Here is a 25987-nt window from a genome sequence, read left to right as displayed (position 1 = left end):
CTTTCGACACCTTCGCCGCGCGTCTCGCCAAGGTCTGTTTTCCCCCTGTTGGCTCAGTTGATGACGTAAAGCTCACAACCATCTTATCTCCAACATCAGGCAAAATCCGAAAGGCCATGGGCCCCGAACTCCCTCCCGCTTTCTTCTTGTTCCAAATACGCATATCCTGCCTCTCAAACCCGCGATGAGGATCGTCATGAAAGACCTGAGTGACAACATTCCCGCCCTGATGGCCGATATGGGCCAGCGCGCCAAAGCCGCCGCCGCCGATCTGGCCTTCGCGGCTCCGGATGCGAAAGAGGCCGCGCTGATCGCGGCGGCCGAGGCTGTCTGGGCGCGCCGGGAGGAGATCATCGCGGCCAATGGGCAGGATATGGATTTTGGCCGCGACAAGGGTCTCAGCCCGGCGATGCTGGACCGTCTGATGCTGGATGAGGCGCGGATCAAGGCTATTGTCGACGGGCTGCGCGCGGTCGCGGCACAGCGTGACCCGGTGGGGGAAACCATCACCGAATGGGGGATGGAAAGCGGGCTTCATATCAAACGGGTGCGCACACCTTTGGGGGTGATCGGGGTGATTTATGAGTCCCGCCCGAATGTGACGGCGGATGCGGGTGCGCTCTGCCTGAAATCCGGCAATGCGGTGATCCTGCGCGGCGGGTCGGAAAGCTTTCATTCCTCGGGCCTGCTGGTCGACTGCCTGCAAGACGGGCTGCGCACCGCCGGGCTGCCCGGCGATGCGGTGCAGCGTGTGCCGACCCGGGACCGGGCGGCGGTGCAGGAATTGCTGACCATGACCGATACGGTGGATGTGATCGTGCCGCGCGGCGGCAAGGGGCTTGTGGGTCTTGTCCAGCGCGCGGCGCGAGTGCCGGTTTTCGCCCATCTGGAAGGCATCTGCCATATCTATATCGACGCCGCCGCCGACCCGGAAAAGGCGCTGAAAATCGCGCTCAACGCCAAGACCCGGCGCACCGGCATCTGTGGCGCTGCCGAATGTCTGCTGATCCACCGCGATGTGGCGGACACGATCGGGCAGGGGGTGATCAAGGCGCTGATGGAGGCGGGCGTTGAGGTCCGCGCCGATGAGACCCTGGCCAAAATCGACGGCACGGTTCCGGCCCGGCCCGAGGATTGGGGGCAGGAATTTCTGGATATGATCATCGCCGCGAAAGTGGTTGATCATATCGACGAGGCCATCACCCATATCCGCGATTTCGGATCCAACCATACCGATGCGATCGTGACCGAGGATGACGCAGCGGCCCTGCGGTTCTTCACCCGGCTCGACAGCGCGATCCTGATGCAGAATGCCTCCACCCAGTTTGCCGATGGGGGGGAGTTCGGCATGGGCGCCGAGATCGGGATTGCCACGGGCAAGATGCATGCGCGGGGCCCGGTGGGGGCGGAACAGCTCACCTCGTTCAAATATCTGGTCACCGGCGATGGCACCGTGAGGCCCTGACCCGGGCGCGGAGGCTTGCGAAAGAACTTGTCGCGCAGGATTTCTCCGTTACCAAAGCCGGGTAGATACGCAGCCGAGGCTCCCCTGATGACCGACCGCCCCAACAGCCGCCCGGACACCCTTATCCGCCGCACCGGCTTTCCCGACAGTGTCAGCCGCGCGGTGGTCACGCCGCTGCAACCCTCGGTGGTCTATGCCTCATCCTCGCCCGATCAACTGGACGCCCAGTATGAAGGCAGTCTCAAAGGCTATACCTATGCCCGGGAAGGCCACCCGAATGCGGATGTTCTGGCCCGCAAGATCGACATGCTGGAAGGCGGTGAAGGCGGGGTGATCACCGGGTCGGGCATGGCGGCGGTGACGGCGGTTCTGTTGGGCCTGCTGAAAAAAGGGGATCATGTGGTTGGCGGTGATCAGCTTTATGGCCGCTCGCTTAGAATGCTGACCCGGGACCTGCCCCGTTTCGGTATCCCGACCAGTCTGGCCGATCCGACGGATGCAGAAACGATGGCCGACGCCATCACACCGGACACGAAACTGATCCTGGTCGAGCTGGTCTCGAACCCGACATTGCGGGTCGCGGATATGGACGGGATCGCGGCTTTGGCCAGACAGCATGGCGTGCTGCTGGTGGTCGACAACACCTTTACCACCCCGATCGGCTATCGGCCCTTTGATCACGGGGCGGATGTGGTGATCCATTCGGTCACCAAACTGCTGGCCGGGCATTCCGATGTGACCCTTGGCTATGTGTCGGCCAGGGATGCAGGTCATCGCACCGCCATCTGTGATTTCATCGCCACCGCCGGCATGACGCCCAGCCCCTATGACTGCTGGATGGCCGAACGCGGGCTGTACACCTTTCCGCTGCGCTTTGACCGGGCCGAGGCAAATGCCCGCGCGCTGGCCGATCATCTGGCCGGGCTGCCGGGGGTGGAAAGCGTGCTTTACCCCGGCCGGGCGGATCACCCGGATCATGCCCGCGCACAGGCGCTGCTTGGCGGGCGCGATGGCAATATGCTCAGCTTCACGATCAGCGGCGGGCGGGCCGAGGCGAACCGGATGATCGAGGCCGTGCCGCAACTGGCCTTTGCGCCGACGCTCGGGGATGTGGGCACAACCGTATCCCACCCCGCCAGTTCCTCCCACAGGGGCATGAGCCCGGAAGAGCGGGCCGCCCGCGGCATGGGGGAGGGGTTTTTCCGGGTCTCTGTCGGGATCGAGGACATCGCGCTTCTGAAGGCGGATTTCCGTCAGGCGCTTGCGGCGGTTTAACGGCTGTGTTTTCAGGACGAAGCTATGGCTGCGGATGGAAAACTCCAGTTTTCCATGTGGAATTCTCGAGAATTCCAGTGCGCAGGTTTTGCAGGCAATCCAGTCTGGCGCTGAACATTACACATATATGCTGCCCGGTGGGGCTACCGGGCGATAGGTGATATGGAGTGGTTCAGGATTTCAGGTCAAAGCTATAGTTTGCAAAGTGGAAAACTCCAGTTTTCCACAAGGAATTCTCGAGAATTCCGCTGCGCAGATTTTGCTGTCAATCATAGTGCAGGCCCAGCCCCTGCCTGTGTAAAGCCGCAAGCCGCGCCATTGTGAAAATCCCGAAAACTCGCTATCGCATGCGGCGCCCCTGACCCGTGCGAAAAGGCCCGCCCATGTCCAATGCCATCATCGGCAACCTGCTGGATACAGTGCCTGACCCGATGGTGATGCTGGACAAGGTCGGCACGATCATCGCCTGCAATCTGCCTGCCCGGGCTCTGTTGGGGGAATGGGTGCAGGGCCGCAATTACGTCACCGCCCTGCGCCAGCCCGCCCTGCTCAGCCGGATCGAGGCGGCCTATGCCGAGGGCGTGGATTGTGAGGCACGGTTCGTCCAGACCGATCAGGCGGGTGAAACCATTTTCCGTGTCACCATCCGCCCGGTCACCAGGGCGATGATAGGGTATGACGGGGTGCTGCTGCATTTTCAGGACATCACCCATCTGCGTGAAGCCGAAGAGATGCGGCGCGATTTTGTCGCCAATGTCAGCCATGAACTGCGCACACCCCTGACCGCGATCATGGGGTTTATCGAAACGCTGAAAGGCCCGGCCCGCGAGGATATCGCCGCGCAGGACAGGTTTCTGGGCATCATGGAGGACGAAGCCCGGCGGATGAACCGGATGATTCAGGACCTGCTGTCGCTGAGTCGTGTCGAGGGGCAGGAACGCATGCGCCCGCAGGAAACGGTCAATCTGACCGATGTGCTGAGCGGGGTGATCGAATCCCTGCGCAAGGGCGCTGAGAAGACCGGCACAGTCTTGCGGATTGAAGGGGCCGATGCGCCGCTTCTGGTCACCGGCGATTCCGATCAGCTGACGCAGGTGTTTCTCAATCTGGCTGAAAACGCCATCAAATACGGGGGCGAGGGGCGGCCGGTTCTGCTCCGCGCCAGTGAAGGGGAAGGGACTGGCAATCTGAAAGGCCCGATTGCGCGCGTCGATGTGATTGATAAGGGCGAGGGGATAGACCCGCTGCACCTGCCGCGCCTGACCGAGCGATTCTATCGCATAGACACCCATCGCAGCCGGGCGATGGGCGGCACGGGGCTGGGTCTGGCAATCGTGAAACATATCGTCAACCGCCATCGGGGCCGCTTGCGGATTTCCAGCGAACCGGGGCAGGGCAGTTGCTTTTCCGTCATTCTGCCAAAGGCTTAGATGCGAGGCCCGGCGCGAATTTCCTGTGCTTCTGGCAGGCGGATACAGAGACATCCACCCCTGTCATAAAACCGTTACATCCCTGTCACAAAAGCATTGCGTGACCCCGTTACCTGCCGGGAGCAAGAGCGCGCGCTTACTGCACGCTCGTGACATAAAACACCTGAGGAGCTTCCTTACATGTCTCTTGCAAAATTGACCGTCTCCGCCCTGGCTGTTGCGGCCGTTTCAGCCACTGCTGTTGCCGCTCAAAGCCGTGACAACGTGCAGATCGCCGGATCATCCACCGTGCTGCCCTATGCAGCCATTGTGGCAGAAGCCTTTGGCGAGAATTTCGAATTCCCGACCCCGGTTGTTGAATCCGGCGGCTCCTCCACCGGTCTGCGCCGGTTCTGCGAAGGTGTGGGCGAAAACACCATCGACATCGCCAACGCCTCGCGTTCGATCCGCGAAAACGAGATCGCGACCTGCGCTGAAAATGGCGTGACCGATATCATCGAAGTGCGCATCGGCTATGACGGTATCGTTTTCGCCAGCGATATCGACGGCAATTCCTTCGCCTTCACCCCGGAACACTGGTATCTGGCTCTGGCCGCCGAACTGCCCGTTGACGGCGCCATGATGGCCAACCCCAACGCCGACTGGTCCGAAGTGGGTGACCTGCCGGCGCAGGCAATTGCCGCCTATATCCCCGGCACCCGTCACGGCACCCGGGAAGTGTTCGAGGAAAACGTGATCCTGCAGGGTTGCGAGGATTCCGGCGCGATGGAAGCGATCATGGAGATCAATGGCGGCGACGAAGACGCGGCCGAGGACACTTGCATGGCGATCCGCACCGATGGTGTCTCCACCGATATTGATGGTGATTATACCGAAACGCTGGCGCGTATCTCGGCCAACCCGGAAGGCATCGGCGTCTTCGGTCTGGCGTTTTACGAGAACAATACCGACCGGCTTCAGGTTGCCACCATGTCCGGTGTCGAGCCGAGCGTGGAAAGCATCTCAACCGGCGAATACCCGGTATCCCGCCCGCTGTTTTTCTATATCAAGGCCGCTCATATCGGGGTGATCCCCGGCCTGAAAGAATACGCATCCTTCTTCGTCTCTGACGATATTGCCGGACCGTTTGGCCCGCTGGCTGCCTATGGTCTGGTGTCTGACCCGGAATTGGGCACAACCCAGATGATGGTCGAAAACGAAGAGACCATGTAAGCTTGCACATATCCCGGCGGGGCGGCCCTGTCTGCTGCCCCGTCATTCCTGAATTCTGATCCCGAAAGCCAGATATCATGCCATTGCTTTGGATCGTTGTGTCCGTGTTGGTGCTGGGGGCCGCCGGGTATATCATGGGCCGCCAGCGCGCCCTTGCCCAAGCCGGGGGTGACAGCCGCATCCTGCATTCCCTGCCGGGCTATTACGGCGCCAATGTCCTGATCTTCACCCTTGTTCCCGCGTTTCTGGTGCTTATGGTCTGGCTGTTTGTCCAGCCGCTGGTGATCGAGCGTCAGGTCACCGCAACCCTGTCTGACACAGCGATTGAAGAGGCCGGATCGCGCGGTCTGGTGATGAGCGATGTGCGCCGCGTGGCCGAAGGTCTGGATGTGGCGATAGGGCAGGGGGCGCTCAACCGGGATGAGGCCAGAGATTACAGCACGCAAGGCCATGATCTGCGGGCCCTTCTGGGCAGTGTCGGTGTTGCCCTTGGCCGCGATGTGACGCCCGAGGTTCTGAGTGCCGCGCAGCGGTATCGCGCGCTGAGCCATACGGGCAATCTGGCGATGAATGTGGTGGTGCTGGTCCTGGCCGCATTGGGCCTTGCCTATGCCTATGCCCGCACCCGGCCTGAATTTCGTGCCCGCAACAGTGTGGAATACGGCATTCTGACGATCCTGATCCTGGCCTCGACCATCGCGATCCTGACCACGGTGGGCATCGTTCTGTCGATGCTGTTCGAGACCTTCAGTTTCTTCCAGCTCTACCCGGCGCAGGATTTCTTCTTCGGCACCCGATGGGCGCCGACCTTTGAAAGCGATGCATCCGAACTTGGGCTGCTGCCGCTGCTTTGGGGCACGGTTTATGTCTCGTTCATCGCCCTTCTGGTGGCAGTACCGATCGGGCTGTTCGCGGCGATCTATATGGCAGAATATGCCTCGTCGCGTCTGCGCTCCATCGCCAAGCCGCTGATCGAGGTGCTGGCCGGGATCCCGACCATTGTCTACGGGTTGTTCGCGCTGATCACCGTGGGGCCTTTGCTGCGCGACTATTTCGCGGAACCGCTTGGCCTTGGCACGTCTTCCTCTTCGGTGATGACCGCGGGGATCGTGATGGGGGTGATGCTGATCCCGTTTGTCTCTTCACTCAGCGATGACATCATCAACGCGGTGCCGCAATCGCTGCGCGATGGCTCTTTCGGGCTGGGGGCAACCCATTCGGAGACCGTCAAACAGGTGATCCTGCCTGCCGCCTTGCCCGGCATTGTCGGCGCGATTCTTCTGGCCACCTCGCGGGCCATCGGCGAAACGATGATCGTGGTTCTGGGGGCAGGGGCCGCCGCCCGGCTGGCGCTGAACCCGTTTGAGGCGATGACCACGGTCACCGTCAAGATCGTGGGCCAGTTGACCGGTGACACGGATTTCTCAAGCCCCGAGGCGCTGGTGGCCTTCGCCCTTGGCCTCACCCTGTTTGTCATAACCCTTGGGTTGAATATTCTGGCTCTGTATATCGTGCGCAAATACCGGGAGCAGTATGAATGAGTGATGCCACCCTGCCTTCGGCCCGGCCCAATGCCAAAACCTCGCTTCTGACCAAGGATGACCGAACCCGGCGCCGCAACCGGGCCGAGGCGCGGTTTCGGGCCTATGGTCTGGCGGCGGTGATCGTGGGCATCCTTGCGCTGATCCTGCTGCTGACCTCGATCCTGTCCAACGGGTTGAGCGCGTTCCGCCAGACCTATATCACCCTGCCGGTCACCCTGTCGGCCGAACGGCTGGATCCGGAGGGCAACCGCGACCCGGCCGAGATGGCCCGGGTCACGACCTTCGGCTATGCCCCGCTTCTTGGGCAGGGTATTGTGGATTATGTCCAATCCCTTGGCATCGACACCGATCTTGGGCCCCGCGACATGGCCGCGATCCTCTCGGAAGACGCGCCGGGCCAGTTGCGGGCCATGGTTCTGGCCAATCCCTCCCTGATCGGCGAAACCGTGAATCTGGAGCTTCTGGCGGGCGGGCGGATCGACGGGTTCTTCAAGGGCCGTGTGACCATGGCCAGCGCCGAGCGGGACAATAATGTGTCTCCCGGGCAGCTTGTGCTGGCGCAGGCGCTGGTGGATCAGGGCGCAATGGAAACCCGGTTCAACTGGAATTTCATCACATCCCCCGATGCCTCCGGCCAGCGACCGGAAGCGGCGGGGCTGGGGGTGGCCATTCTGGGCTCCTTTTACATGATGATCGTGGTGCTGGCACTGGCGCTGCCGATCGGGGTTGCCGCCTCGATCTATCTTGAGGAATTTGCCCCGAAAAACCGGATCACCGACCTGATCGAGGTGAATATCTCGAACCTGGCCGCCGTGCCGTCGATCGTGTTCGGTATTCTGGGCCTTGCGATCTTCATCAACTTTGCCGGGTTGCCGCAATCCGCGCCCATTGTGGGGGGCTGGTGCTGACGCTGATGACCCTGCCGACGATCATCATCGCCACCCGCGCCTCTCTCAGGGCGGTGCCGCCGTCGATCCGCGCGGCAGCACTTGGTCTGGGAGCCTCGAAGATGCAATCGGTGTTTCACCATGTGCTGCCGCTTGCCGCGCCCGGTATTCTGACCGGGACGATCATCGGTCTGGCCCAGGCCCTTGGCGAAACCGCCCCTTTGCTGCTGATCGGGATGGTGGCCTTTGTGCGCGAATACCCCGCCGCCCCGCCCGATGGCTTTTTCGACCCTGCCTCGGCCCTGCCGGTGCAGGTCTATAACTGGACACAGCGCTCAGACCCGGCCTTTGTGGAACGGGCATCGGGCGCGATCATCGTGTTGCTTGTGTTCCTGTTGATCATGAATGCGGTCGCAATTCTGCTGCGCCGCCGGTTCGAGCGTCGCTGGTGAGCGGGATGGAGGATACTCAAATGAATGACATGCGGGCGGTGGATCGTGACGTGGACAGTCTTGAGCTGAAAATGACGGCGCGCAATGTGGATGTGTTCTATGGCGATACCCATGCGATCAAAACGGTTGATGTGGATATCGTCGACAAGACCGTGACCGCCTTTATCGGGCCCTCGGGTTGCGGCAAATCCACCTTCCTGCGCTGTCTGAACCGGATGAATGACACGATTGATGTGGCGCGTGTCAGCGGCTCGATCACGCTGGATGACGAGGATATCTATGACCCCAAGGTCGACCCGGTGCAATTGCGCGCCAAGGTCGGCATGGTGTTTCAGAAACCCAACCCGTTTCCGAAATCCATCTATGACAATGTCGCCTATGGGCCGCGCATCCACGGGCTGGCCAGGGACAAGGCCGATCTGGATCAGATCGTCGAAAAATCCCTGCGCCGCGCCGCACTTTGGGATGAGGCCAAGGACCGTCTGGGGGAACCGGGCACCGGCCTGTCAGGCGGCCAGCAGCAGCGCCTGTGCATCGCCCGGGCGGTGGCCACCAGCCCCGAGGTCTTGCTGATGGACGAGCCATGTTCAGCCCTGGACCCGATCGCGACCGCCCAGGTTGAAGAGCTGATTGACGAATTGCGCACCCGCTATTCCGTGGTCATCGTCACCCATTCCATGCAGCAGGCCGCCCGTGTCAGCCAGAAAACCGCGTTTTTCCATCTGGGCGAACTGGTCGAATATGACGATACAGGACATATTTTCACCAACCCGGGCGATCCGCGCACCGAAAGCTATATCACCGGCCGGATCGGGTAAAAGGCGAGCATAGAACAATGGTAAATCAAGAACATATCGTTTCATCCTTTGACCGCGACCTGGAAGGCATCCAGGCGCTGATCATGAAAATGGGCGGGCTGGTCGAAGACAGTATCGCCCGCGCCGCCGAGGCCCTGGAAACCCGCGATGAGGATCTGGCCAGATCGGTCAAACAGGGCGACAAGGCCATCGACGCGCTGGAAGAGCAGGTCAATGAAGAGGCCGCGCGCATTCTGGCCCTGCGCCAGCCGACCGCATCGGACCTGCGCACCGTGCTCAGCGTATTCCGGGTCTCGGCCAATCTGGAACGGATCGGAGATTATTCGAAAAACATCGCCAAACGGTCGTCGGTTGTCATTCAGATGCAGCCGGTCAACGGCACGGCATCGGCGCTGAAACGGATGGCCCGGGCAGTGGAACTGATGCTGAAGGACGCGCTGGATGCCTATATCCAGCGCGATGCGGATCTGGCGGCAGATGTGCGGGAACGCGACCTTGAGGTTGACCAGATGTATTCGGCGCTGTTCCGGGAATACCTGACCTTCATGATGGAAGACCCGCGCAATATCACCACCTGCATGCATCTGCATTTCATGGCCAAGAATATCGAACGCATGGGCGACCACGTGACCTCGATCTGCGAACAGGTGATTTATCTGGTCACCGGCGAGATGCCCGATGAAGACCGGCCAAAACAGGACAGAACACCTTATGAGCAAGGGGCAGGGGGCTGACATATGGCAGGGGAACCCCTGGTTCTGGTGGTCGAGGATGAACCCGCACAGCGGGAGGTTCTGGCCTATAATATCCGTGCCGAAGGGTTTCAGGTGGTCACCGCCGAGGCCGGCGATGAAGCGCTGGTCGTGATCCGCGAAACCCCGCCTGATGTGATCATCCTGGACTGGATGCTGCCCCATGTCTCGGGGATCGAGGTTTGTCGGCAGCTCAAGAACGGCAGTCAGACCAACCGGATACCGGTGATCATGCTTTCCGCCAGATCCGAAGAGGTGGATAAGGTGCGCGGTCTGGAAACCGGGGCGGATGATTATGTGGTGAAACCCTATTCCGTGGCTGAGCTTCTGGCCCGTCTGCGCACCCAATTGCGCCGGATCCGGCCCGCCGCCGTGGGTGAACGGCTGGAATATGAAGATATCCTTCTGGATATGACCGAACACCGGGTCTACAGGGCAGGGGCCTCGCTGACCCTTGGCCCGACCGAGTTCCGCCTGCTGACGGCGTTCATGGAGCGCCCCGGCCGGGTCTGGAGCCGGGAACAACTGCTGGACCGGGTCTGGGGTCGTGACATCTATGTGGACAGCCGGACGGTTGATGTTCATGTGGGGCGCCTGCGCAAGGCGCTGCGCAGTTCCGGCAGCGATGATCCGATCCGCACGGTCCGGGGCGCAGGATATGCGCTAGGGTAGGGCGAACTCGGTTTATTCTGCACCATTGCGCATTGAAAGGCCGAGAATTTCATTCAGATCAAACGCAAACCGCATTTGCCGCAACCCCCGCGTGCCGGAATTCTGCAGAATTCCGTGTGGAAAACTGGAGTTTTCCACCCCCCGCTGCACATTTGCATCCAACATAGGCTGAAGGTGAGTCATAGAGAACCGGGTTTAACGATCTGCGGCCCTGACAACGTGTATATAGACTCAGCCCCCGGATATGTATGTTATAGTATTACGTAAGGGAGGGTTTGTAACCATGTCACAGAATTTTTCAACACCACGCGAACGTCTGTATCTGCCGTTTCTATCGCGGTTTTATGAGAGTTTCGCACAGCCGTTTGGCTGGCTTTTCTTTCGCATCGTAATTGGCGGAATGCTGACTATTGAAGGCTGGCAGAAGATCCAGGACCCAATGCGGATGTCGGGTTTTGTTGAAAGCCTGGGTTTTGCCCCCGGCTGGCTGTTTTCCCCGCTTATCGCAATTGCGAATTTTGGCGGCATTTTCATCGTGATCGGGTTTCTGACCCGGCCTTTTGCCCTGGCCAATGCGGTGATGTTGCTTGTCACCTATTGGTTCCATGTCACCCATCCCTATGGCGATGCTTTTCTGACCCAGGCAGGGATCGATTATGTGAATGCCAACCCCGATCTGCTGACACCCGCCGGTCAGCGCAGACTTCTGGCAGATGGTGGCGCGGCATTCCTTGCCGGTCCCACGGGGGTGCAGCTCAAGGCCGAATTGAATTCGCTGTTCTGGGCGGCAGGGGCCGCATTGATCGCCGCTTTCGGCGGTGGTGCCATCTCAGTCGACCACAGGATGCGCAAAGAGTTCTGATCCGCGCCCGGAACACCGGAACCACGCTTTTGCGAGAGCAGGCGCGTGGTTCTTTCTTTATCTTTGTTGCAACCAAGTTAAAATGTCGCTGGTTGCGCAAAGTAGAAATGTCACCCCAAGCACTAACGGAAGCAAGGCTTGGCAGCCCGGAGACCCCACACATCGAAGGGCTGGTAAGCCTTGCGGGAGCAGGGCGCAAGCACGGTCAGGTGATCGTTAAGGGCCATTTTTGACGGATGCTACAGCGTTGACGAGTGCCTGCTTCAGGTTGCTCAATAGATTTTTTGCGGATAATGCATACAGCATGACTTGGAATCTCGTAAGCGCGCATATGTTAAGCTAGAGTTCAGCCAAATTAGTCTGCCGCAATTCGCAGAATAGGACCAGCTTAACACGGTAACGATAATGGGACCTTATCGTTACCGATGTGGCCGGAGGTTTCGGAGTGCTGAACCGCCTGAGTAGAACTGGCAGAATGCAACAGTCCCGGCTGCTGACGTCAGGACCAATGGGACAGTTTGGGGTGATTTAGAGCGTTTTGCGTTTAATTGGTTCCATATCCTGCGGCTTTGAAGAAGTTGAAGCCTTCTTCGTCCGTGAAGAGATCGCACACTTGACCGACCGCGTTCCATAACGCGTCATATGTTCTTGCTGCGGCTTTTCGGATCAGCGTTTTGAGCTTTGAGAAAGCCATCTCTATGGGGTTGAGATCGGGCGAGTATGGCGGCAAGAACAAGAACCACGCACCGACATCGCGCAACATTTCGGCGGCCCGCGCACTTTTGTGGCTGGAAAGGTTGTCCAGGATGATCACGTCCCCCTTGCTCAGGGTCGGTGCGAGTTGGGTTTCGACGTAGGTATCGAATGTCACGCGGTTCATGGCACCGTCGATGACCCATGGCGCGTCCAGCCTGTTATGTCGCAACGCCGCGACAAAGGTTTGCGTGCGCCAGTGCCCGAAAGGCGCGTGATCGACCAGCCGCTGACCGCGCGGTGCCCAGCCGGTCGTCTTGGCCATGTTGGTTTTCAGCCAGGTTTCGTCAATGAAGCCAATACGTTCCAGCATATGTGCCATGAACGGCTGGCTGTGTGTGATCCAGATATGCCTTTGCCGGGCAACCTTGGCACGCTTCTGCTCAAGAGCTTGCAGGTCTTTTTTTATGCGTCAGCCCGAGCCGCTGAAAAAGTCGCCAGACCGAGCTAAAGCACCCTGCCTTAAACTTGACTCACAAATACCCTGCCACGCTTCGCGTTCCCGGGACATTTGTGATGTGCGATGTCTCAGGTTTAAGGCAGCATGCTGTAGGAGCGACAGACACGCCGCGCTCTGCCTGTAAACGCGCCGCCATTTCGTCAAGCGTGATCTCGCCTTTGGCGTCCACCTGCGCGCGCACCCAATCTTTGTGAGGCGTCAGCTTGCCGATACCGCGATGACCCTGGCGTGTCGGCGCAAGCGATCCCGTCCCGCGCTTCAGCTTGACCATGTCATTGACGAATTTGACGGAAACGTCGAACCGCGTCGCCGCTGAGTGATGCGTGTTACCTGCCTCGACATGCGCAACAACACGTTGCCGAAGCTCCATCGGATGAGGTTTCCCCATAAAGACCGCCCTTGTTGTTTGAAAACAAGGAATCACGGTTCAAACCATTTGGGAATCCCGAATCCAATCAGGCGCAAAACGCTCTAAAGCGAAATCGTTTTAATTTGCACCATCGCTCATCGAAATTCGCGTTCGAGATCAGCAGTTTGCTGATCGAGAGGCAGAGAATTTTGATTCAGACTAAACCACCTACCGGCTGGCGCCGGTGGGATTTTCGGTATGCTTCTCCAGGTACTGAAGTACGATGTCTTCTGTGATGGCGCCGTTGGTGGTTGAGAAATAGCCGCGGCCCCAAAACCGCCTGCCCCAGTAGCGCTTCCTGAGCTGCGGGAACTCTCGTTGCACCTTGTGGGACGAGCGCCCCTTCATCAGCCGCACCAGGTCACTCACCGCCAACTTCGGCGGCACCGACACGAACATGTGGACATGGTCTGATGACAGCACGCCCCGGATGATATCGGCACCCTTCTCACGGCAAACCTGACGGCAGATGTCTCGAACCCGAAGACGGATGTCTCCATGCAGCACCTTGTAGCGATACTTGGTCGACCACACGATGTGATAGCGGTGGTAGAAAACGCAGTGGCTGCCGGTGTCGTATTGCATGATCTTATCCTCAGAAAAATGACCCGGCTCCGGTTCATTTTTCTGAGGATAAGATCATAAGACGATTCCTTCACGCTAAAGCTATACCGACTGGAAGTCGGTGGATTTGAACCAGAGAGTGGATATTAAACGATTTCTGCTCTAGATGACTGGAATTCCTACCGGCACGTGGTGCTGTCCTTCGACAAAGACGAGGACCTTGTTCCGGGCAAGGTTACGCGAACGTTCCAGAACGACGCTAAAATCATCCTTGATTTCCACGGCACATTTGTGACACCGGGCCATGTCTACTACCGACATGACAGCAAGAAAATCGCCAGACGGCGAGGAGTTCTGGGCATTCCTGATCTATGAGGACGAACAACGGCATGCTGTCGCCCGTTGACTTCGAAGTCAGACAGCGGAAACTGAACGAGGCAGGTGTCTAGGAAACTAGGGGCGCCTCACTCACTGCATCGACATGGGCGCAGCTTGGGCGGAACGCCCGGGTTCCAGCAGGAATATCTGGTTCAGGAGAGACGCTTTGCGCACCGCCTGTGCCGTGGTTTCGACACCCAGAGTGTCCCGCGCGCCGCGCAGGTGTTTTTCCACCGTGGCGGCGTTGCGTTCCAGCAGCAGCGCAATATCCTGAATCGTCTTGCCATCGGCCACCAGTTCCAGCACTTCGGTCTGCCTGCGGGTCAGCATCCGGCTTTGGCCGGTGGCGGGCAGTTGCGCAATGCACAGATGGGCCACATGGTTGATGATCTCGATCGTTTCACCATCCCTGGCCCAAAGCGCTTCCACATCATCCTGGGTCATCCCCTTGCGTGCGGTCAGGCCGATCCCGGCACTGGCATATTTGATCGCCATGGGAAAGCTGATGGTATAGCCCGCAATCAGCCCGAACCGTTGATTCAACGCCGCCAGGTGGCGTTCGCCCGGGGTCATCTGGCGCGCCATGAAGGCCTCACGCACCTGACGCCAGCTGATCGCGCCCACATTGCTGGCGGCCCATTGCATCATCGGCCCGTCGCGAAACAGGCCTTTGTTCACATAAGCCTCGACATATTCCGCCGGGTGATTGGTCAGCACCAGCGCGTCATCGGGGTTGCCAAGGGTCTTGAGGTTGCGGAACGCGCAATAGGCGTAGAACATCCGGTCGAAACCGAAATCCGCCATAACCTGTGTATGATAGGCCCAAAGCTCATCAACCGAACGCATGGCAAGATACGGCTTCAGGCGTTTCATCGGTCTGCACCAAGATGGTTTGCCATTGCGCGCAACGCCAGAAGATACCCGGTTGCGCCGAACCCGCCGATCACCCCGATACAGACCGGGGCAATCATCGAGTGGTGGCGAAAACCTTCCCGCGCATGGACATTGCTGAGATGCAGTTCCAGAACGGGCAGGGTGGTGGCGCTGATTGCATCCCGGATCGCAATGGAACTGTGCGTATATGCTCCGGCATTCAGCACGATACCATCATAGGTGCCCGGCGCGCCCTGAATGGCATCGACAAGCGCGCCTTCATGGTTCGATTGGGCAAAGCCAAGCTCGACCCCGATATCCCGGCCTGTGTCCAGACACATGGATTCGATATCAGCGAGGGTGGACACGCCATATATATCAGGTTCCCGCTGACCCAGAAGGTTCAGATTGGGCCCGTTCAAGACCAGAATTTTCATCACATTCCCCAATGTTGTTAACAGTATAGAACCTGTCATCAGGGGATGTCGAGCGGTGCCCGTATTAGAGACCTGGCTCCGTCGCGTCATGCCCGAGGGCGTGCCGCAAGTGAACGGAAGATTAGTAAAGCATTTACAGTAGGTTGCAGTTATTTCCTAAGGTATCTGTAGTGTCGTATACCTGTTCTGCAAAGGTCATATATCATATCGGCTAAGCATAAAATCGCCGAGCTGTATAACCTGTCTGTAAACCGGGTTTCTGGCAGGTATATTATTTACATAATAAGTCTTATGCGAGAATGCAGTGTTGCCTGGGCACATTCTAAACTGGGTTGCGACAAATCCCCTATCTTGCTGGAAAGCAAGGAGAACGGACATGGCCCACACAGAGCTGGGTTTACGTGAGAGACGCGCAATTGAAGACATGTTGCACGCAAAGGTGCCTGTGAACGAGATCGCAGCGGCGATCGGCAGGCATCGCTCGACGATCCGTCCCGCATCAGCGCGAAATTCTTCCGTTCGTTTCAGTCCCATAGTTCGTCTCCTTTGCTGCAACAAATGCTATCAAAAGAGCGGCATCAAACCGCGACACGTCCAGTAGTCCTCCATGTGGATCCAATACGGGAGCGTCGGCAGCTGACCTGACAGCATGCAAGCGGTAACGGACAGTGTGCAACGCTGGCCCCGTTACAGCATCTCATAACCAGTAGATGATGGTTGCGGCGAGGGCGATTGCTGAGAGGAACACCTTGGGGCATCTGTCGTATCGGGTTGCCACGCGACGCCAATCTTTGAGCTTGCCGAACATGATCTCGATGCGATTTCGGGGCTTGTCGTACTTCTCAGACTTATTGTGCTGCTTGCGGCCCGGGATGCGGGACGTATCCCTTTATCTTTCAACGCTTCTCTGAACCAATCCGCATCATGGCCGCGATCGCCCAGCAGCGAATCGACACTTGGCAGGCTGCCGAGCAACACCCGCGCACCAATATAGTCGCTGACTTGTCCCGCTGTGACGAACAGGTTCAGCGGACGGCCCTGGCTATCGCAGATGGCGTGCAGCTTTGTATTCATACCGCCCTTGGTACGGCCAATCAGACGCCCATGCCCCCCCTTTTTTGACCCCCAAACTGGAAGCCCTACGATGCGCTTTGAGATAGGTGGCGTCGATCATGACGGTCTTCTCCTCTCTGTGCTCGGCGGCCAAACCCATCATCATCCTGGCAAAATACCCTTATCGCTCCACCGCTTCCAGCGATTGTGGAGCGTCTTGTGCAGGCCATTGGCGGCGGGCGCATCGCGCCAGCGTAAGCCATTGCGATTGATGAAAATAATCCCGCTCAGCACACGTCGATCATCAACGCGCGGCTTACCGTGGGACTTGGGAAAGAAGGGCTCAAGACGCGCCCTCTGCGCAGCAGTCAGCCAGAATAGATCAGACATAATCACCGCTCGTTTTTGAGCCGTGAATCATGCTGCTATGGGGAAATCAATGGGTCCTGACCCCAGGGATCACGGCACGCATCTACTGCAAGCTGGATCTCGACATCAGGATTAAGCCGCATCATTTTATTGCCAACCAACCTTCAAAGCAAAGGTACTTTTGGATTGTCAATATCTTGCTGAACCCAACATTACGCAAGCAAATAAGGTTTTGATCTGTGGAAATGGGTTGCATTACGCCCTTCAAGCTGAATGTTTTTGCCATAATCTCATCAACTGTAAACCCATTTTCAAGTTTGAATTGGTTGTATAGCAAACCCATGATATCTTGAAATTGCGCATCACTCGCCGATACCTTCTCAAATAGAACGAATGCACCACCTTCGTTCAGCGCATTGTATATCTGCCGTAGCAGCCCCATTCTGTCCTTCAAGCGGATGAACTGAAGCGTGTAGTGCGAAGCAATGAAATCCGATTTTTCAAATTCGTAGTCCAAAATATCGCAGTGTTCAAACCGGAGGTTTTGAACATCAGCATGCCGACTCCTCGCCAGTTCCAACATCTCCGGCTCAACTTCTAAACCGCTGAACTTTGCATCGCGAAGGTCTTGATGACGCTCAGCAAGTCTTCGCGTCAAAGTTCCAGTTGAACAACCCAAATCATATACCACTGAATTTGGACCGACGAAAAAATCAGAGAGTTTCGCTGTCAATTCATGACCATCTTCATACATTGGAATAGACTTTCGAATGTGTCCATCAAAGCTACCGGGGACAACTCCACCAAATGACCAGCGAGCTTCACCAACAGAAATGCCATCACCAACCCAATCTCCAACGCTTTTCTTTTTCTCACTCATGTCAGTCATCTTTCGATCTCTAGAGATATTAACAAGCATGGCGGCTAACAGAATCGTAGACTTTTCATTGTGTTGACTCAGTATCTTACACAAATCTGGGCTGGAACAAATTAGAAAATTTCGAAGTCCGCTTTATTATCACCAGATGCACGTGGCCCGGTCACTGGAACTTTTCGGCTTTTGACAAGGCTTACTGAGGTGCCCCTAGTTTCCTAGGGCGTAGACTCATAAGAACCAAATCACTGTAGCGGCGATGTGGGCGGCCGCGAGGAAGGTGTTGGGGCATCGGAATGTGCGCAGGCTGAGTTGTCGCCAGTCTTTCAGGCGATTGAACATGCGCTCTACGATATTGCGGGTTTTGTAGAGATCTGCGTCATATTCAAACTGCACCTTGCGGTTTTTGCGGGGCGGGATGCAGGCTGTTGCCTCTGCCTTGGTCAGCCAGTCACGCAGGTGATTGGCGTCATAGCCACGGTCCGCGATGACGGTGCAGCCTTTGGCGACATAGGGTTCAAGGCACTGGCGTGCTTGGGAAATATCGGCCCGATTTCCCGCAGTCAGCCCCAAGTGAACCGGGCAACCGCCACCGTCGCAAACCAGATGCAGCTTCGAATTCAGCCCGCCTTTGGTCTTGCCGATGCTCCGTCCGCCCGGGCTGTTTTTTTGACACCGTTCGCTGCGATCCGATGCGTTTTGACATGGCTCGCATCGATCATGAGTGTCGACAGGTCGGCCGTCTCGCGCGCCAGCGCGTCAAAGACACGTTCGAAAACGCCTGCCTCGGACCAACGTTTCCAGCGGTTGTAGAGCGTCTTTGCCGGGCCATATTCGGGCGGCACATCGGACCAGCGATAGCCTCGCTGGATACAGAAAATGATCCCGGACAAGACACGACGATCATCCACCCGTGGCACGCCTCGGGGCTTGTTTGGCAGCAAAGGACTGATTTTATTGAACTGTTCTTCGGTGAGCCAGAAATTCGACGACATGAAACCTCCCAGATTTCACATCTTGAAGCACATCGCCATTTATAGGTCGCACGCCCTAGTCACTCGCCTTAGGGTCTGTGGACATTCATCTTGAGTTGATGATCGCAGAGCATAGGCAGATCATTGCAGCATAGGATGCATCAGTCTTGTCCGAGCGCATAGCTATGCGTTTGAATTCTTTCAGTTTCTGGAAGTAGTTTTCGATCAAGTGGCGCCATTTGTACATTTCACTATCGATCGCCATTGGCTGCAATCGTTGCGGGCGCTGGGATATGACGATCTTTGCGCCTCGCGCGTTCATGTCGTCGATGATCCAATTGCTGTCGAAGGCTTTGTCGGCAAGCATCGCACCAAATTCTACACCTTTGATCAATGGCGCGACGCCAACCGTGTCGTAGCGGTTGGCTGGCATCAGGACGAAGCGCACCAGGTTGCCAAGCGCATCCACCAAAGCCAGAATTTTGGTCCCCTCTCACACATGCAAGCATGTGCTGCCGGGCAATGGTCCAGCCGCCCTTCGATTTGCCTATGGCATGCTGCCTTAAACCTGAGACATCGCTTATCACAAATGTCCCGGGAACGCGAAGCGTGGCAGGGTATTTGTGATTCAAGTTTAAGGCAGGGTGCTTTATGGCCTGGCTCTGAGTCCCCCTTTTGCGCCCATCCCGTGACGGTGAACCTTGACGATGGTTGCGTCGATCATCGCGTATTCCATGTCAGGTTCGTCACTCAGAGCGCCGAATATTCGTTTGAATACATCGGCTTGAACCCACCGCCGAAAACGCCTGAAGGTGCTGTTCCAGTTGCCAAACTCCGGTGGCAGGTCACGCCACGGTGCGTCCGTGCGTACGATCCAAAGCACCGCTTCCAAGAACAACCGCGTATCAACTCCCGTGCGCCCTGGTGCGGCCAAACCGCCGGGGCACAGGGGCTCAATCGCACGCCATTGGCGATCCGTAAGAACAAATCTGCTCGGGTCCATTCAAACCTCCTCTTTTGGAAGGTTGAATCAGAACTTAAGCCCTTTGTGAATCCTGAATGTCCACAGACCCTAAAGCAGAAACAAAGCGCATCATCCTGCCGCTTGCTTCGGGGCCGGTCGCCTATTCGGCGGCCTGGATAGCGGCCTCTTCCACGGCCCGTTGAGCGTCCAGCTCAGCGGCCTTTTTTTCCACCTGTTCAACGATATGATCAATCATCTGTTCATTTGACAGCTTATGGCTCTGCTTTCCCGCCAGATAGACCATGCCACTGCCCGCCCCCCCGCCGGTGAAGCCCACATCTGTCATCAGCGCCTCACCCGGGCCGTTCACGACACAGCCGATGATGCTCAGGCTCATGGGTGTCTTTATATGCTCCAGCCGAAGCTCCAGCGCCTCGACCGTCTTGATCACATCAAACCCCTGCCGCGCGCAGGAGGGGCAGGAAATGATATTCACCCCACGATGGCGCAGGCCGAGGGATTTCAATATCTCGAACCCCATTTTGACCTCTTCCACCGGATCCGCAGACAGGGACACGCGGATAGTGTCGCCAATCCCCATCCACAGCAGATTGCCAAGACCGATCGCCGATTTCACCGTGCCCGAGATCAGCCCGCCCGCCTCGGTAATGCCCAGATGAATGGGGGCATCCGTGGCCTCGGCCAGACCCTGATAGGCAGCGGCGGCCAGAAACACATCCGAGGCCTTGCAGCTGATCTTGTAGTTGTGGAAATCATTGTCTTCGAGAATGCGGATATGATCCAGCCCGCTTTCGATCATCGCCTCTGGGCATGGCTCGCCGTATTTCTCAAGCAGATGCTTTTCCAGACTGCCCGCATTCACGCCGATGCGGATCGAACACTCATGATCGCGGGCGGCCCTGATCACCTCCTGCACGCGGGAGGCATTCCCGATATTGCCCGGATTGATCCGCAGGCAGGCAGCACCGGCGGCGGCGGCCTCGATCCCGCGTTTGTAGTGAAAATGAATATCGGCAACGATCGGCACCGGACTTTCCGCAACAATCTCTTTCAAGGCCCGGGAGCTTGCCTCATCAGGCACCGAGATACGGACAATATCGGCCCCCGCCTCGGCACAGGCCTGCACCTGCGCGATGGTGCCCTTGATATCGGTGGTCAGGGTGTTGGTCATCGTCTGCACCGTGATCGGTGCATCCCCGCCCACGGGCACATTGCCCACATGTATCTGGCGGCTTTGGCGACGGTCTATATTGCGCCAGGGACGGATTGGATTATGCGACATGGGCGCGAGGCTCCGGCGGGAAACGGTCAGAAGATATCTTCAAGACAGATATAGAGACCATCGCGCCGGGACAACGCCCTGCGGCATCATTCTCCGCTTGCAGGCTCTGCGCTCAGCACAAGGGCCGCGACCTCGGCCAGATCCGGGTCGGTGGTGGCATCGGCCATCACGAAACTTTCTGAAATCGCGTCGGCGGACAGAACCACATCCCGGGCCACGGATGTGCCGGGGCCAGCGGGGCCCATCGTCACCCCATTGACCGCGAAATAGAGCGAGCCTGAATTGCCCGCCCGCAAGGTTGGCGGCACTTCCGAAGCCGGCAGGGCATAGCTGTCGCCAGCGTTCAGCGTGCCTTCATAGATCACCGTGCCCGAGGCCGAGGTGATCCGCACCCAGGAGGGGCGCACCGCGAATAACAGAACCTCATCGCCGCTGCGTTCGGTCACCTGTACGGTGCTGCCGGGGATCGGTGTTTCAGTCACGGCTGTCTCACCTGCCAGCCGGTTCACCGGCGCCGCAAGCGTACCGACCTGATCGGGATCAAGTGTTGCCAGCGGCTGGTCCCGGGGCGTCATCACCGGCACGTCAAGCGCCTGTGGCCGGTAAAGCCGGTCCAGCGCATCGGCGGTCGGGATGGCGGTGGCCATATCCTCCTCGGGCAGGCCGGTGCCGAAATTGCCTTCCACAGCCCCGCCAAGCGGGTCAAGTGCGGCCAGCGTATCGGGCGCCTGTTCGACAGGCGCGAATTGCAGCCGCTGAATATCGTTCAAAACCGCCCAGGCCCCATAGCCGATACCCGCCACAAGCGCGATCAGAACCAGCGCAGAGCCAAGCGCGCCCGGCTCCACATTGGAAAACACGTTTTCACGTTCGGGCGTAAAGGAAACACGCGCGACCTTGATCAGATCATTGGGATCAATCCGGCCCGGCGCCTCGGCCAGCGCCCGTTTCGCCTGCCCGGCCTGACGGCCAGACAGGCCATGGACCCCGGCAAAGCCGCTTTCACGGCAGAATCTCTCAAAGGTCCATTCCGGATCCAGACCCAGATAACGGGAATACGAGCGGACATACCCGGCGATAAACCCCTGCGAGGAAAAGGCCGACAAATCCCCGTTCTCAATAGCCGCGATATAGGCGGCCTTGATTTTCAGTTCACGTTCCACATCCAGAAGGGATTTGCCAAGCGTCGCACGTTCGCCCCGCATCAGGTCGCCCAAAGGAACATCGAGAGAGGCAAATGCCTCAAACGGCACGCCCGGCACCTTATGTTCTGCCCTGTCCTTGCCCATAGTAATGCTCTGCCCTGTCCTGGCTCCTATCGGCCGCACTCAAAACTCTATGTCGACCCTTTCCTACAATCGGCTGCTCGGACCCGCATTGTTGGTTTGTGTCGTCATCACAAGAAGAGTGATTCCCCGATCACTCACATTCACAAAGACATTACCACAAACAGGCAAGCCTTTGCACCCGTGGAAAACAGGTCAGGCGCTGAGTTCGGCACGATTCAGCGCACAATGGCTCCAAAGCCCGTCCATCGCATTGACCAGACCATCCAGCATGTTCGTGTCATGAACCGGAGAAGGCGTGAAACGCAGGCGCTCCGTACCGCGTGGAACCGTCGGGAAATTGATCGGTTGCACGTAAATCCCGTATTCAGACAACAACATGTCCGAGATCTTTTTGGTATGCACCGGATCCCCCACAATCACCGGCACGATATGGGACCCGTGGTCAATGATCGGCAGGCCCATGGCAATCAGGCGCAGTTTCAGAACCCTGGCACGTTCCTGATGCAGATCCCGGCGCGCCTGATCGGTTTTCAGATGCCGGACCGAAGCCGCAGCACCGGCAGCAATCACCGGCGGGATCGACGTGGTGAAGATGAAGCCCGGCGCGTAAGACCTTATTGCATCACACATTTTTTCCGATGCAGCTACATAGCCGCCCATCACGCCATAGGCTTTGCCAAGGGTGCCATTGATGATGTCGAACCGGTCCATCAGACCATCCCGCTCGGCCACACCGGCGCCACGCGGGCCATACATGCCAACCGCATGCACCTCATCGATATAGGTCAGGGCGCCAAACTCATCCGCCAGATTGCAAATCTCTTCGATCGGGCCGAAATCCCCATCCATGGAATAGATCGACTCAAATGCGATCAGTTTCGGGGCGGCGGGATCATCTGCCGCCATCAGCGCGCGCAGATGGGCCACGTCATTATGGCGGAAGATGCGCTTGGCACCGCCATTGCGGCGCACCCCTTCGATCATCGAGGCATGATTCAGGGCATCGGAATAAATAATCAGGCCTGGGAACAATTTGGGCAGAGTGCTCAAAGTTGCATCATTGGCGATATAGGCCGAGGTGAAGATCAGCGCCGCCTCTTTCTGGTGCAGATCCGCCAGTTCCGCCTCAAGCGCCTTATGATAGACTGTGGTGCCCGAAATATTCCTTGTGCCGCCAGAACCCGCACCGGCCGCCTCCAGCGCCTCTTTCATCGCGGTCAGTACAACCGGATGCTGGCCCATGCCCAGATAATCATTGCCACACCAGACGGTGATATCCCGGGTGCTGCCATCCGGGCGGGTCCAGACCGCATGGGGGAACTGCCCGCGCCGCCGTTCGATATCAATGAATGTGCGATAACGGCCTTCCTCATGCAGAGTGTTCAAGGCGGTATCGAGTGCGGTCTCATAGTCCACTGGCTATCTCCCCCGATGGGTCTGGCCATAAATCGGCCCCGACCCAAAGACGATGGCTGTTCCGGTTCTGCCGTCCCTTGCGGTACGGTCAAATCCCATGTTGCTGATCTACTGCGACAAGGCTGTCATGGCCAAGTTACAAATTGCCGCGCCAATCACTTTGATTTGGATCAATCCTTTGACTGACAAGACCCTTTAATCGGCAATGACCACACGGCAATCGGGCTGACCGCAAGCTTCGTTGGCAGCCTCGGCACTGTCCCCGATCCCCCAGGCACCGCTGAGGGGCGAAATGGCAAGGGCCTTGGGCGCATCGGCGCGGCGGTAATCGCCGCGCAAAACCGCGCTGGCCGAGGCGCTGAGCTGAAGGGCCGCCCCCGGTTCCCATCCGCGCGGGCGCACCAGCAGCACCACAACACAGGGCGCGCCTTGCCCCTCGCGCGCGGCATCACAGCGCTCCAGCGCCGCGGTGCGCGCCGAAACCTCATCATGGTAATTGCCAACCGCTATTGTCGTTGTCGGATTGGCCAGCCCCGCATCCGGCGCAATCGCCAGCGCCCCGTAATAGAGCATATCGGGCAACACGCCCTCGCTCAGCACCGTCTCCAGCAGGGCAATCTCGCGCGGGTTCAGACTGTCATCGGGGACCACGACCGCCTCGGCCTGGCCCCTTGGCGAAAACAGCATCCGCTGCGCCTCGCGCCCCGAGGGCAGGTCCTGCGCCGGAACCGGCACAGCCAGCACCAGACCGGTCAGGGCTGCCAGCGCCCCCATCCATACCCGCATGTCCCGCTCCTTCTCTATCTCCGAAATACTTCCGCCGGAGGCATCCCGCGCTTTCAGCCCGCGTCATCGCCCCTGTTCTGGCCCTGTTCTGGCGATGTATCGAAAACCCCCTGCCCCGGCAAGCGCTGGACACCGGTCATCAGGGGCGTAGTGTTCATATAATCATCGTTGATGAATGCCTCAAGAAAAGGATAACCCTCATGTCTCTGGATGCCGTGCTGAACCGGATTGATGCCGATCTGGATGCTGCCACTGATCGCCTGATGCAGCTTTTGCGCATCCCCTCGATCTCGACCGATCCGGCCTTCAAATCCGATTGTCAGGTCGCCGCCGACTGGCTGGCGACAGAATTGACCGGCCTGGGATTCGACGCCTCGGTCCGGCCCACGCCCGGCCATCCGATGGTGGTGGCCCATGGCGGCGGGGATGGCCCGCATGTGCTGTTCTACGGCCATTATGACGTGCAGCCGGTGGACCCGCTGGACCTGTGGCACCGGGATCCGTTTGACCCGGTCATTCAGGACACGCCGAAAGGCAAGGTGATCCGCGGCCGTGGTGCATGCGATGACAAGGGACAGTTGATGACCTTTGTCGAGGCCTGTCGCGCCTGGAAGGCGGAAACCGGCACCCTGCCCGCCAGGGTGACGGTCTTTTTTGAAGGGGAGGAGGAAAGCGGTTCCCCCTCGCTGATCCCGTTTCTGGAAGAAAATGCAGAGGAGTTGAAAGCCGATATCGCGCTGATCTGCGACACCGGCCTGTTCGATGCCGAAACCCCGGCGATCGTGACGCAGCTGCGCGGGTTGCTGGGCGAGGAAATCACCATCACCGGGCCGGATGTGGATCTGCATTCCGGCATGTATGGCGGGATCGCGATGAACCCGATCCGGGCGCTGACCGATATTCTGGCCGGGCTGCATGATGAAAACGGTGTCATCCAGGTGCCCGGTTTCTATGATGATGTGGCCGAGATCACGCCGGAGCTGAAAGCCCAGTGGGACGGGCTGGGCTTTGACGGTGCCGGGTTTCTGGGTGAGGTCGGCCTGGCGCAGCCCGCGGGAGAGGCCGGGCGCTCAGCGCTGGAGATGATCTGGTCCCGCCCCACGGCCGAGATCAACGGCATCTGGGGCGGCTATACCAGGGACGGGTTCAAGACGGTCCTGCCCTCGGAAGCCCATGCCAAGGTCAGTTTCCGGCTGGTCAGCGGCCAGGACCCCCATAAGCTGCGCGGCAGTTTCCGAGCCTGGGTGCGGGCGCAACTGCCCGGGGATTGTGAGGTGAGATTTGGCGATCACGGGGCCTCCCCCGCCGGGCATATGGATACCACCCACCCGGCTTTCGAGATCGCGCTGGCGGCCTTGTCGGCGGAATGGCCGAAACCGGCGGCCTTTATCGGCTGTGGCGGGTCAATACCCGTTGCGGGCTATTTCAAAAGCCATCTGGGCATGGATGCGCTGCTGGCAGGTTTCGGCAAGGAGGATGACGCGGTGCATTCACCCAATGAGAAATATGACCTGTCCAGCTTTCACCATGGCATCCGGGCCTGGGCGCGGATTCTGGGTGGATTATCCGGGTGACGCATGGCGCCCGGATCTCTTGTAGATTCGGACTGAAAGTCTGCATCACATATGCATTGCGCAGAGGGCAGCGCCCGCCCCGTGGGGGCGGTACGGGCGCTGCCCGGCGGTGCCGCCGGGCGTTTCAGAATTTCAACCTGAA

Annotated in this window: 22 protein-coding genes and 4 pseudogenes; 12 read left to right on the top strand and 14 right to left on the bottom strand. The window is 58.6% G+C overall.

Translation table 11 applies throughout. The features are described from left to right. Positions 1-196: 196 nt before the first annotated feature. The 10 genes and pseudogenes from E2K80_RS07495 (at position 197) to E2K80_RS07450 (ending at position 11369) form a co-directional block, all read left to right on the top strand. Complete coding sequence (locus E2K80_RS07495) at positions 197-1465, top strand: glutamate-5-semialdehyde dehydrogenase (RefSeq protein ID WP_135374197.1); 1269 nt, start codon at positions 197-199, stop codon at positions 1463-1465. Positions 1466-1552: 87 nt separating this feature from the next. Continuing rightward, positions 1553-2740: a trans-sulfuration enzyme family protein gene (locus E2K80_RS07490; RefSeq protein WP_135374193.1), complete on the top strand. Its 1188-nt coding sequence runs from the start codon at positions 1553-1555 to the stop codon at positions 2738-2740. 383 nt (positions 2741-3123) lie between these two features. Continuing rightward, positions 3124-4170, top strand: a complete 1047-nt coding sequence (locus E2K80_RS07485) for an ATP-binding protein (RefSeq protein ID WP_135374189.1) — start codon at positions 3124-3126, stop codon at positions 4168-4170. A gap of 180 nt (positions 4171-4350) precedes the next feature. Further along, positions 4351-5382, top strand: a complete 1032-nt coding sequence (locus E2K80_RS07480; RefSeq protein WP_135374187.1) for a substrate-binding domain-containing protein — start codon at positions 4351-4353, stop codon at positions 5380-5382. A gap of 77 nt (positions 5383-5459) precedes the next feature. Then, positions 5460-6923: a phosphate ABC transporter permease subunit PstC gene (gene pstC / locus E2K80_RS07475; protein WP_135374185.1), complete on the top strand. Its 1464-nt coding sequence runs from the start codon at positions 5460-5462 to the stop codon at positions 6921-6923. After that, positions 6920-8265: pseudogene (gene pstA / locus E2K80_RS07470) on the top strand (phosphate ABC transporter permease PstA). The gene pstC and the pseudogene pstA overlap by 4 nt, the downstream one beginning before the upstream one ends. Before the next feature lie 29 nt (positions 8266-8294). Then, positions 8295-9083, top strand: a complete 789-nt coding sequence (pstB, locus tag E2K80_RS07465; RefSeq protein WP_443216568.1) for a phosphate ABC transporter ATP-binding protein PstB — start codon at positions 8295-8297, stop codon at positions 9081-9083. A 17-nt stretch (positions 9084-9100) separates the two neighbouring features. Then, the gene (phoU, locus tag E2K80_RS07460) at positions 9101-9817 is read left to right on the top strand and encodes a phosphate signaling complex protein PhoU (RefSeq protein ID WP_135374181.1); all 717 of its coding nucleotides are present in this window, start codon (positions 9101-9103) and stop codon (positions 9815-9817) included. A gap of 3 nt (positions 9818-9820) precedes the next feature. Then, entirely contained in the window at positions 9821-10507 is a 687-nt protein-coding gene (gene phoB, locus E2K80_RS07455; protein WP_135374179.1) for a phosphate regulon transcriptional regulator PhoB, read from the top strand. 283 nt (positions 10508-10790) lie between these two features. Continuing rightward, entirely contained in the window at positions 10791-11369 is a 579-nt protein-coding gene (locus E2K80_RS07450) for a DoxX family protein (protein ID WP_135374177.1), read from the top strand. Positions 11370-11913: 544 nt separating this feature from the next. On the opposite strand, the gene E2K80_RS07445 is transcribed toward E2K80_RS07450, so the two are convergent. The 5 genes from E2K80_RS07445 to aroQ all read right to left on the bottom strand — a co-directional run bounded on the left by E2K80_RS07445 (position 11914) and on the right by aroQ (position 15243). Further along, entirely contained in the window at positions 11914-12519 is a 606-nt protein-coding gene (locus tag E2K80_RS07445; RefSeq protein WP_274379271.1) for an IS630 family transposase, read from the bottom strand. A 76-nt stretch (positions 12520-12595) separates the two neighbouring features. Further along, on the bottom strand, positions 12596-12970 hold the full coding sequence (locus tag E2K80_RS07440; RefSeq protein WP_135371899.1) for a transposase: 375 nt from the start codon (positions 12968-12970) through the stop codon (positions 12596-12598). A 189-nt stretch (positions 12971-13159) separates the two neighbouring features. Next, positions 13160-13576, bottom strand: a complete 417-nt coding sequence (gene tnpA / locus E2K80_RS07435; protein ID WP_135374170.1) for an IS200/IS605 family transposase — start codon at positions 13574-13576, stop codon at positions 13160-13162. Between the two features lie 447 nt (positions 13577-14023). After that, on the bottom strand, positions 14024-14806 hold the full coding sequence (locus tag E2K80_RS07425; RefSeq protein ID WP_135374167.1) for a helix-turn-helix transcriptional regulator: 783 nt from the start codon (positions 14804-14806) through the stop codon (positions 14024-14026). Continuing rightward, positions 14803-15243 carry a type II 3-dehydroquinate dehydratase gene (gene aroQ, locus E2K80_RS07420; protein WP_135374165.1) on the bottom strand — a complete coding sequence of 147 codons (441 nt, stop codon included), beginning with the start codon at positions 15241-15243 and terminating at the stop codon, positions 14803-14805. The genes E2K80_RS07425 and aroQ overlap by 4 nt, the downstream gene beginning before the upstream one ends. Before the next feature lie 376 nt (positions 15244-15619). Here aroQ and E2K80_RS20040 point away from each other — a divergent pair. After that, a pseudogene (locus tag E2K80_RS20040) lies at positions 15620-15757 on the top strand (helix-turn-helix domain-containing protein); the annotation flags it as partial. Between the two features lie 183 nt (positions 15758-15940). On the opposite strand, the pseudogene E2K80_RS07410 reads toward E2K80_RS20040, so the two are convergent. From E2K80_RS07410 to E2K80_RS07370, 9 genes and pseudogenes are all read right to left on the bottom strand, one after another. After that, positions 15941-16686 (bottom strand): annotated as a pseudogene (locus E2K80_RS07410) (IS5 family transposase). A gap of 121 nt (positions 16687-16807) precedes the next feature. Then, positions 16808-17545, bottom strand: a complete 738-nt coding sequence (locus E2K80_RS07405) for a methyltransferase domain-containing protein (RefSeq protein WP_135374163.1) — start codon at positions 17543-17545, stop codon at positions 16808-16810. 225 nt (positions 17546-17770) lie between these two features. Next, a protein-coding gene (locus tag E2K80_RS07400; RefSeq protein WP_135372041.1) for an IS5 family transposase occupies positions 17771-18534 on the bottom strand; the annotation gives its coding sequence in 2 pieces (ribosomal slippage) (positions 17771-18193 and positions 18196-18534; 762 coding nt in all). Between the two features lie 85 nt (positions 18535-18619). Beyond that, complete coding sequence (locus tag E2K80_RS07395) at positions 18620-18991, bottom strand: transposase (RefSeq protein ID WP_274379263.1); 372 nt, start codon at positions 18989-18991, stop codon at positions 18620-18622. Between the two features lie 178 nt (positions 18992-19169). Then, positions 19170-19516 (bottom strand): annotated as a pseudogene (locus E2K80_RS07390) (IS5 family transposase); the annotation flags it as partial. A gap of 121 nt (positions 19517-19637) precedes the next feature. Further along, positions 19638-20780: a flavodoxin-dependent (E)-4-hydroxy-3-methylbut-2-enyl-diphosphate synthase gene (gene ispG / locus E2K80_RS07385; RefSeq protein WP_135374162.1), complete on the bottom strand. Its 1143-nt coding sequence runs from the start codon at positions 20778-20780 to the stop codon at positions 19638-19640. 86 nt (positions 20781-20866) lie between these two features. Beyond that, positions 20867-22069, bottom strand: a complete 1203-nt coding sequence (locus tag E2K80_RS07380) for a helix-turn-helix domain-containing protein (RefSeq protein ID WP_135374161.1) — start codon at positions 22067-22069, stop codon at positions 20867-20869. Positions 22070-22261: 192 nt separating this feature from the next. Continuing rightward, positions 22262-23485 (bottom strand): 5-aminolevulinate synthase, encoded by a 1224-nt coding sequence (gene hemA, locus E2K80_RS07375; protein WP_135374160.1) that lies wholly within the window; start codon positions 23483-23485, stop codon positions 22262-22264. 195 nt (positions 23486-23680) lie between these two features. Further along, the gene (locus tag E2K80_RS07370) at positions 23681-24271 is read right to left on the bottom strand and encodes a 5-aminolevulic acid synthase (RefSeq protein WP_135374158.1); all 591 of its coding nucleotides are present in this window, start codon (positions 24269-24271) and stop codon (positions 23681-23683) included. Positions 24272-24471: 200 nt separating this feature from the next. On the opposite strand from E2K80_RS07370, the gene E2K80_RS07365 reads away from it, so the two are divergent. Continuing rightward, a complete protein-coding gene (locus tag E2K80_RS07365) occupies positions 24472-25845 on the top strand; it encodes a M20/M25/M40 family metallo-hydrolase (RefSeq protein ID WP_135374156.1) in 1374 nt (457 codons plus the stop codon). Positions 25846-25987 lie beyond the last annotated feature (142 nt).

It is taken from the genome of Rhodophyticola sp. CCM32, assembly GCF_004751985.1.
GTDB lineage: Bacteria > Pseudomonadota > Alphaproteobacteria > Rhodobacterales > Rhodobacteraceae > Rhodophyticola.
Note: the sequence above shows the minus strand (reverse complement) of the source record. Positions and strands in the feature narration are given on the sequence as shown.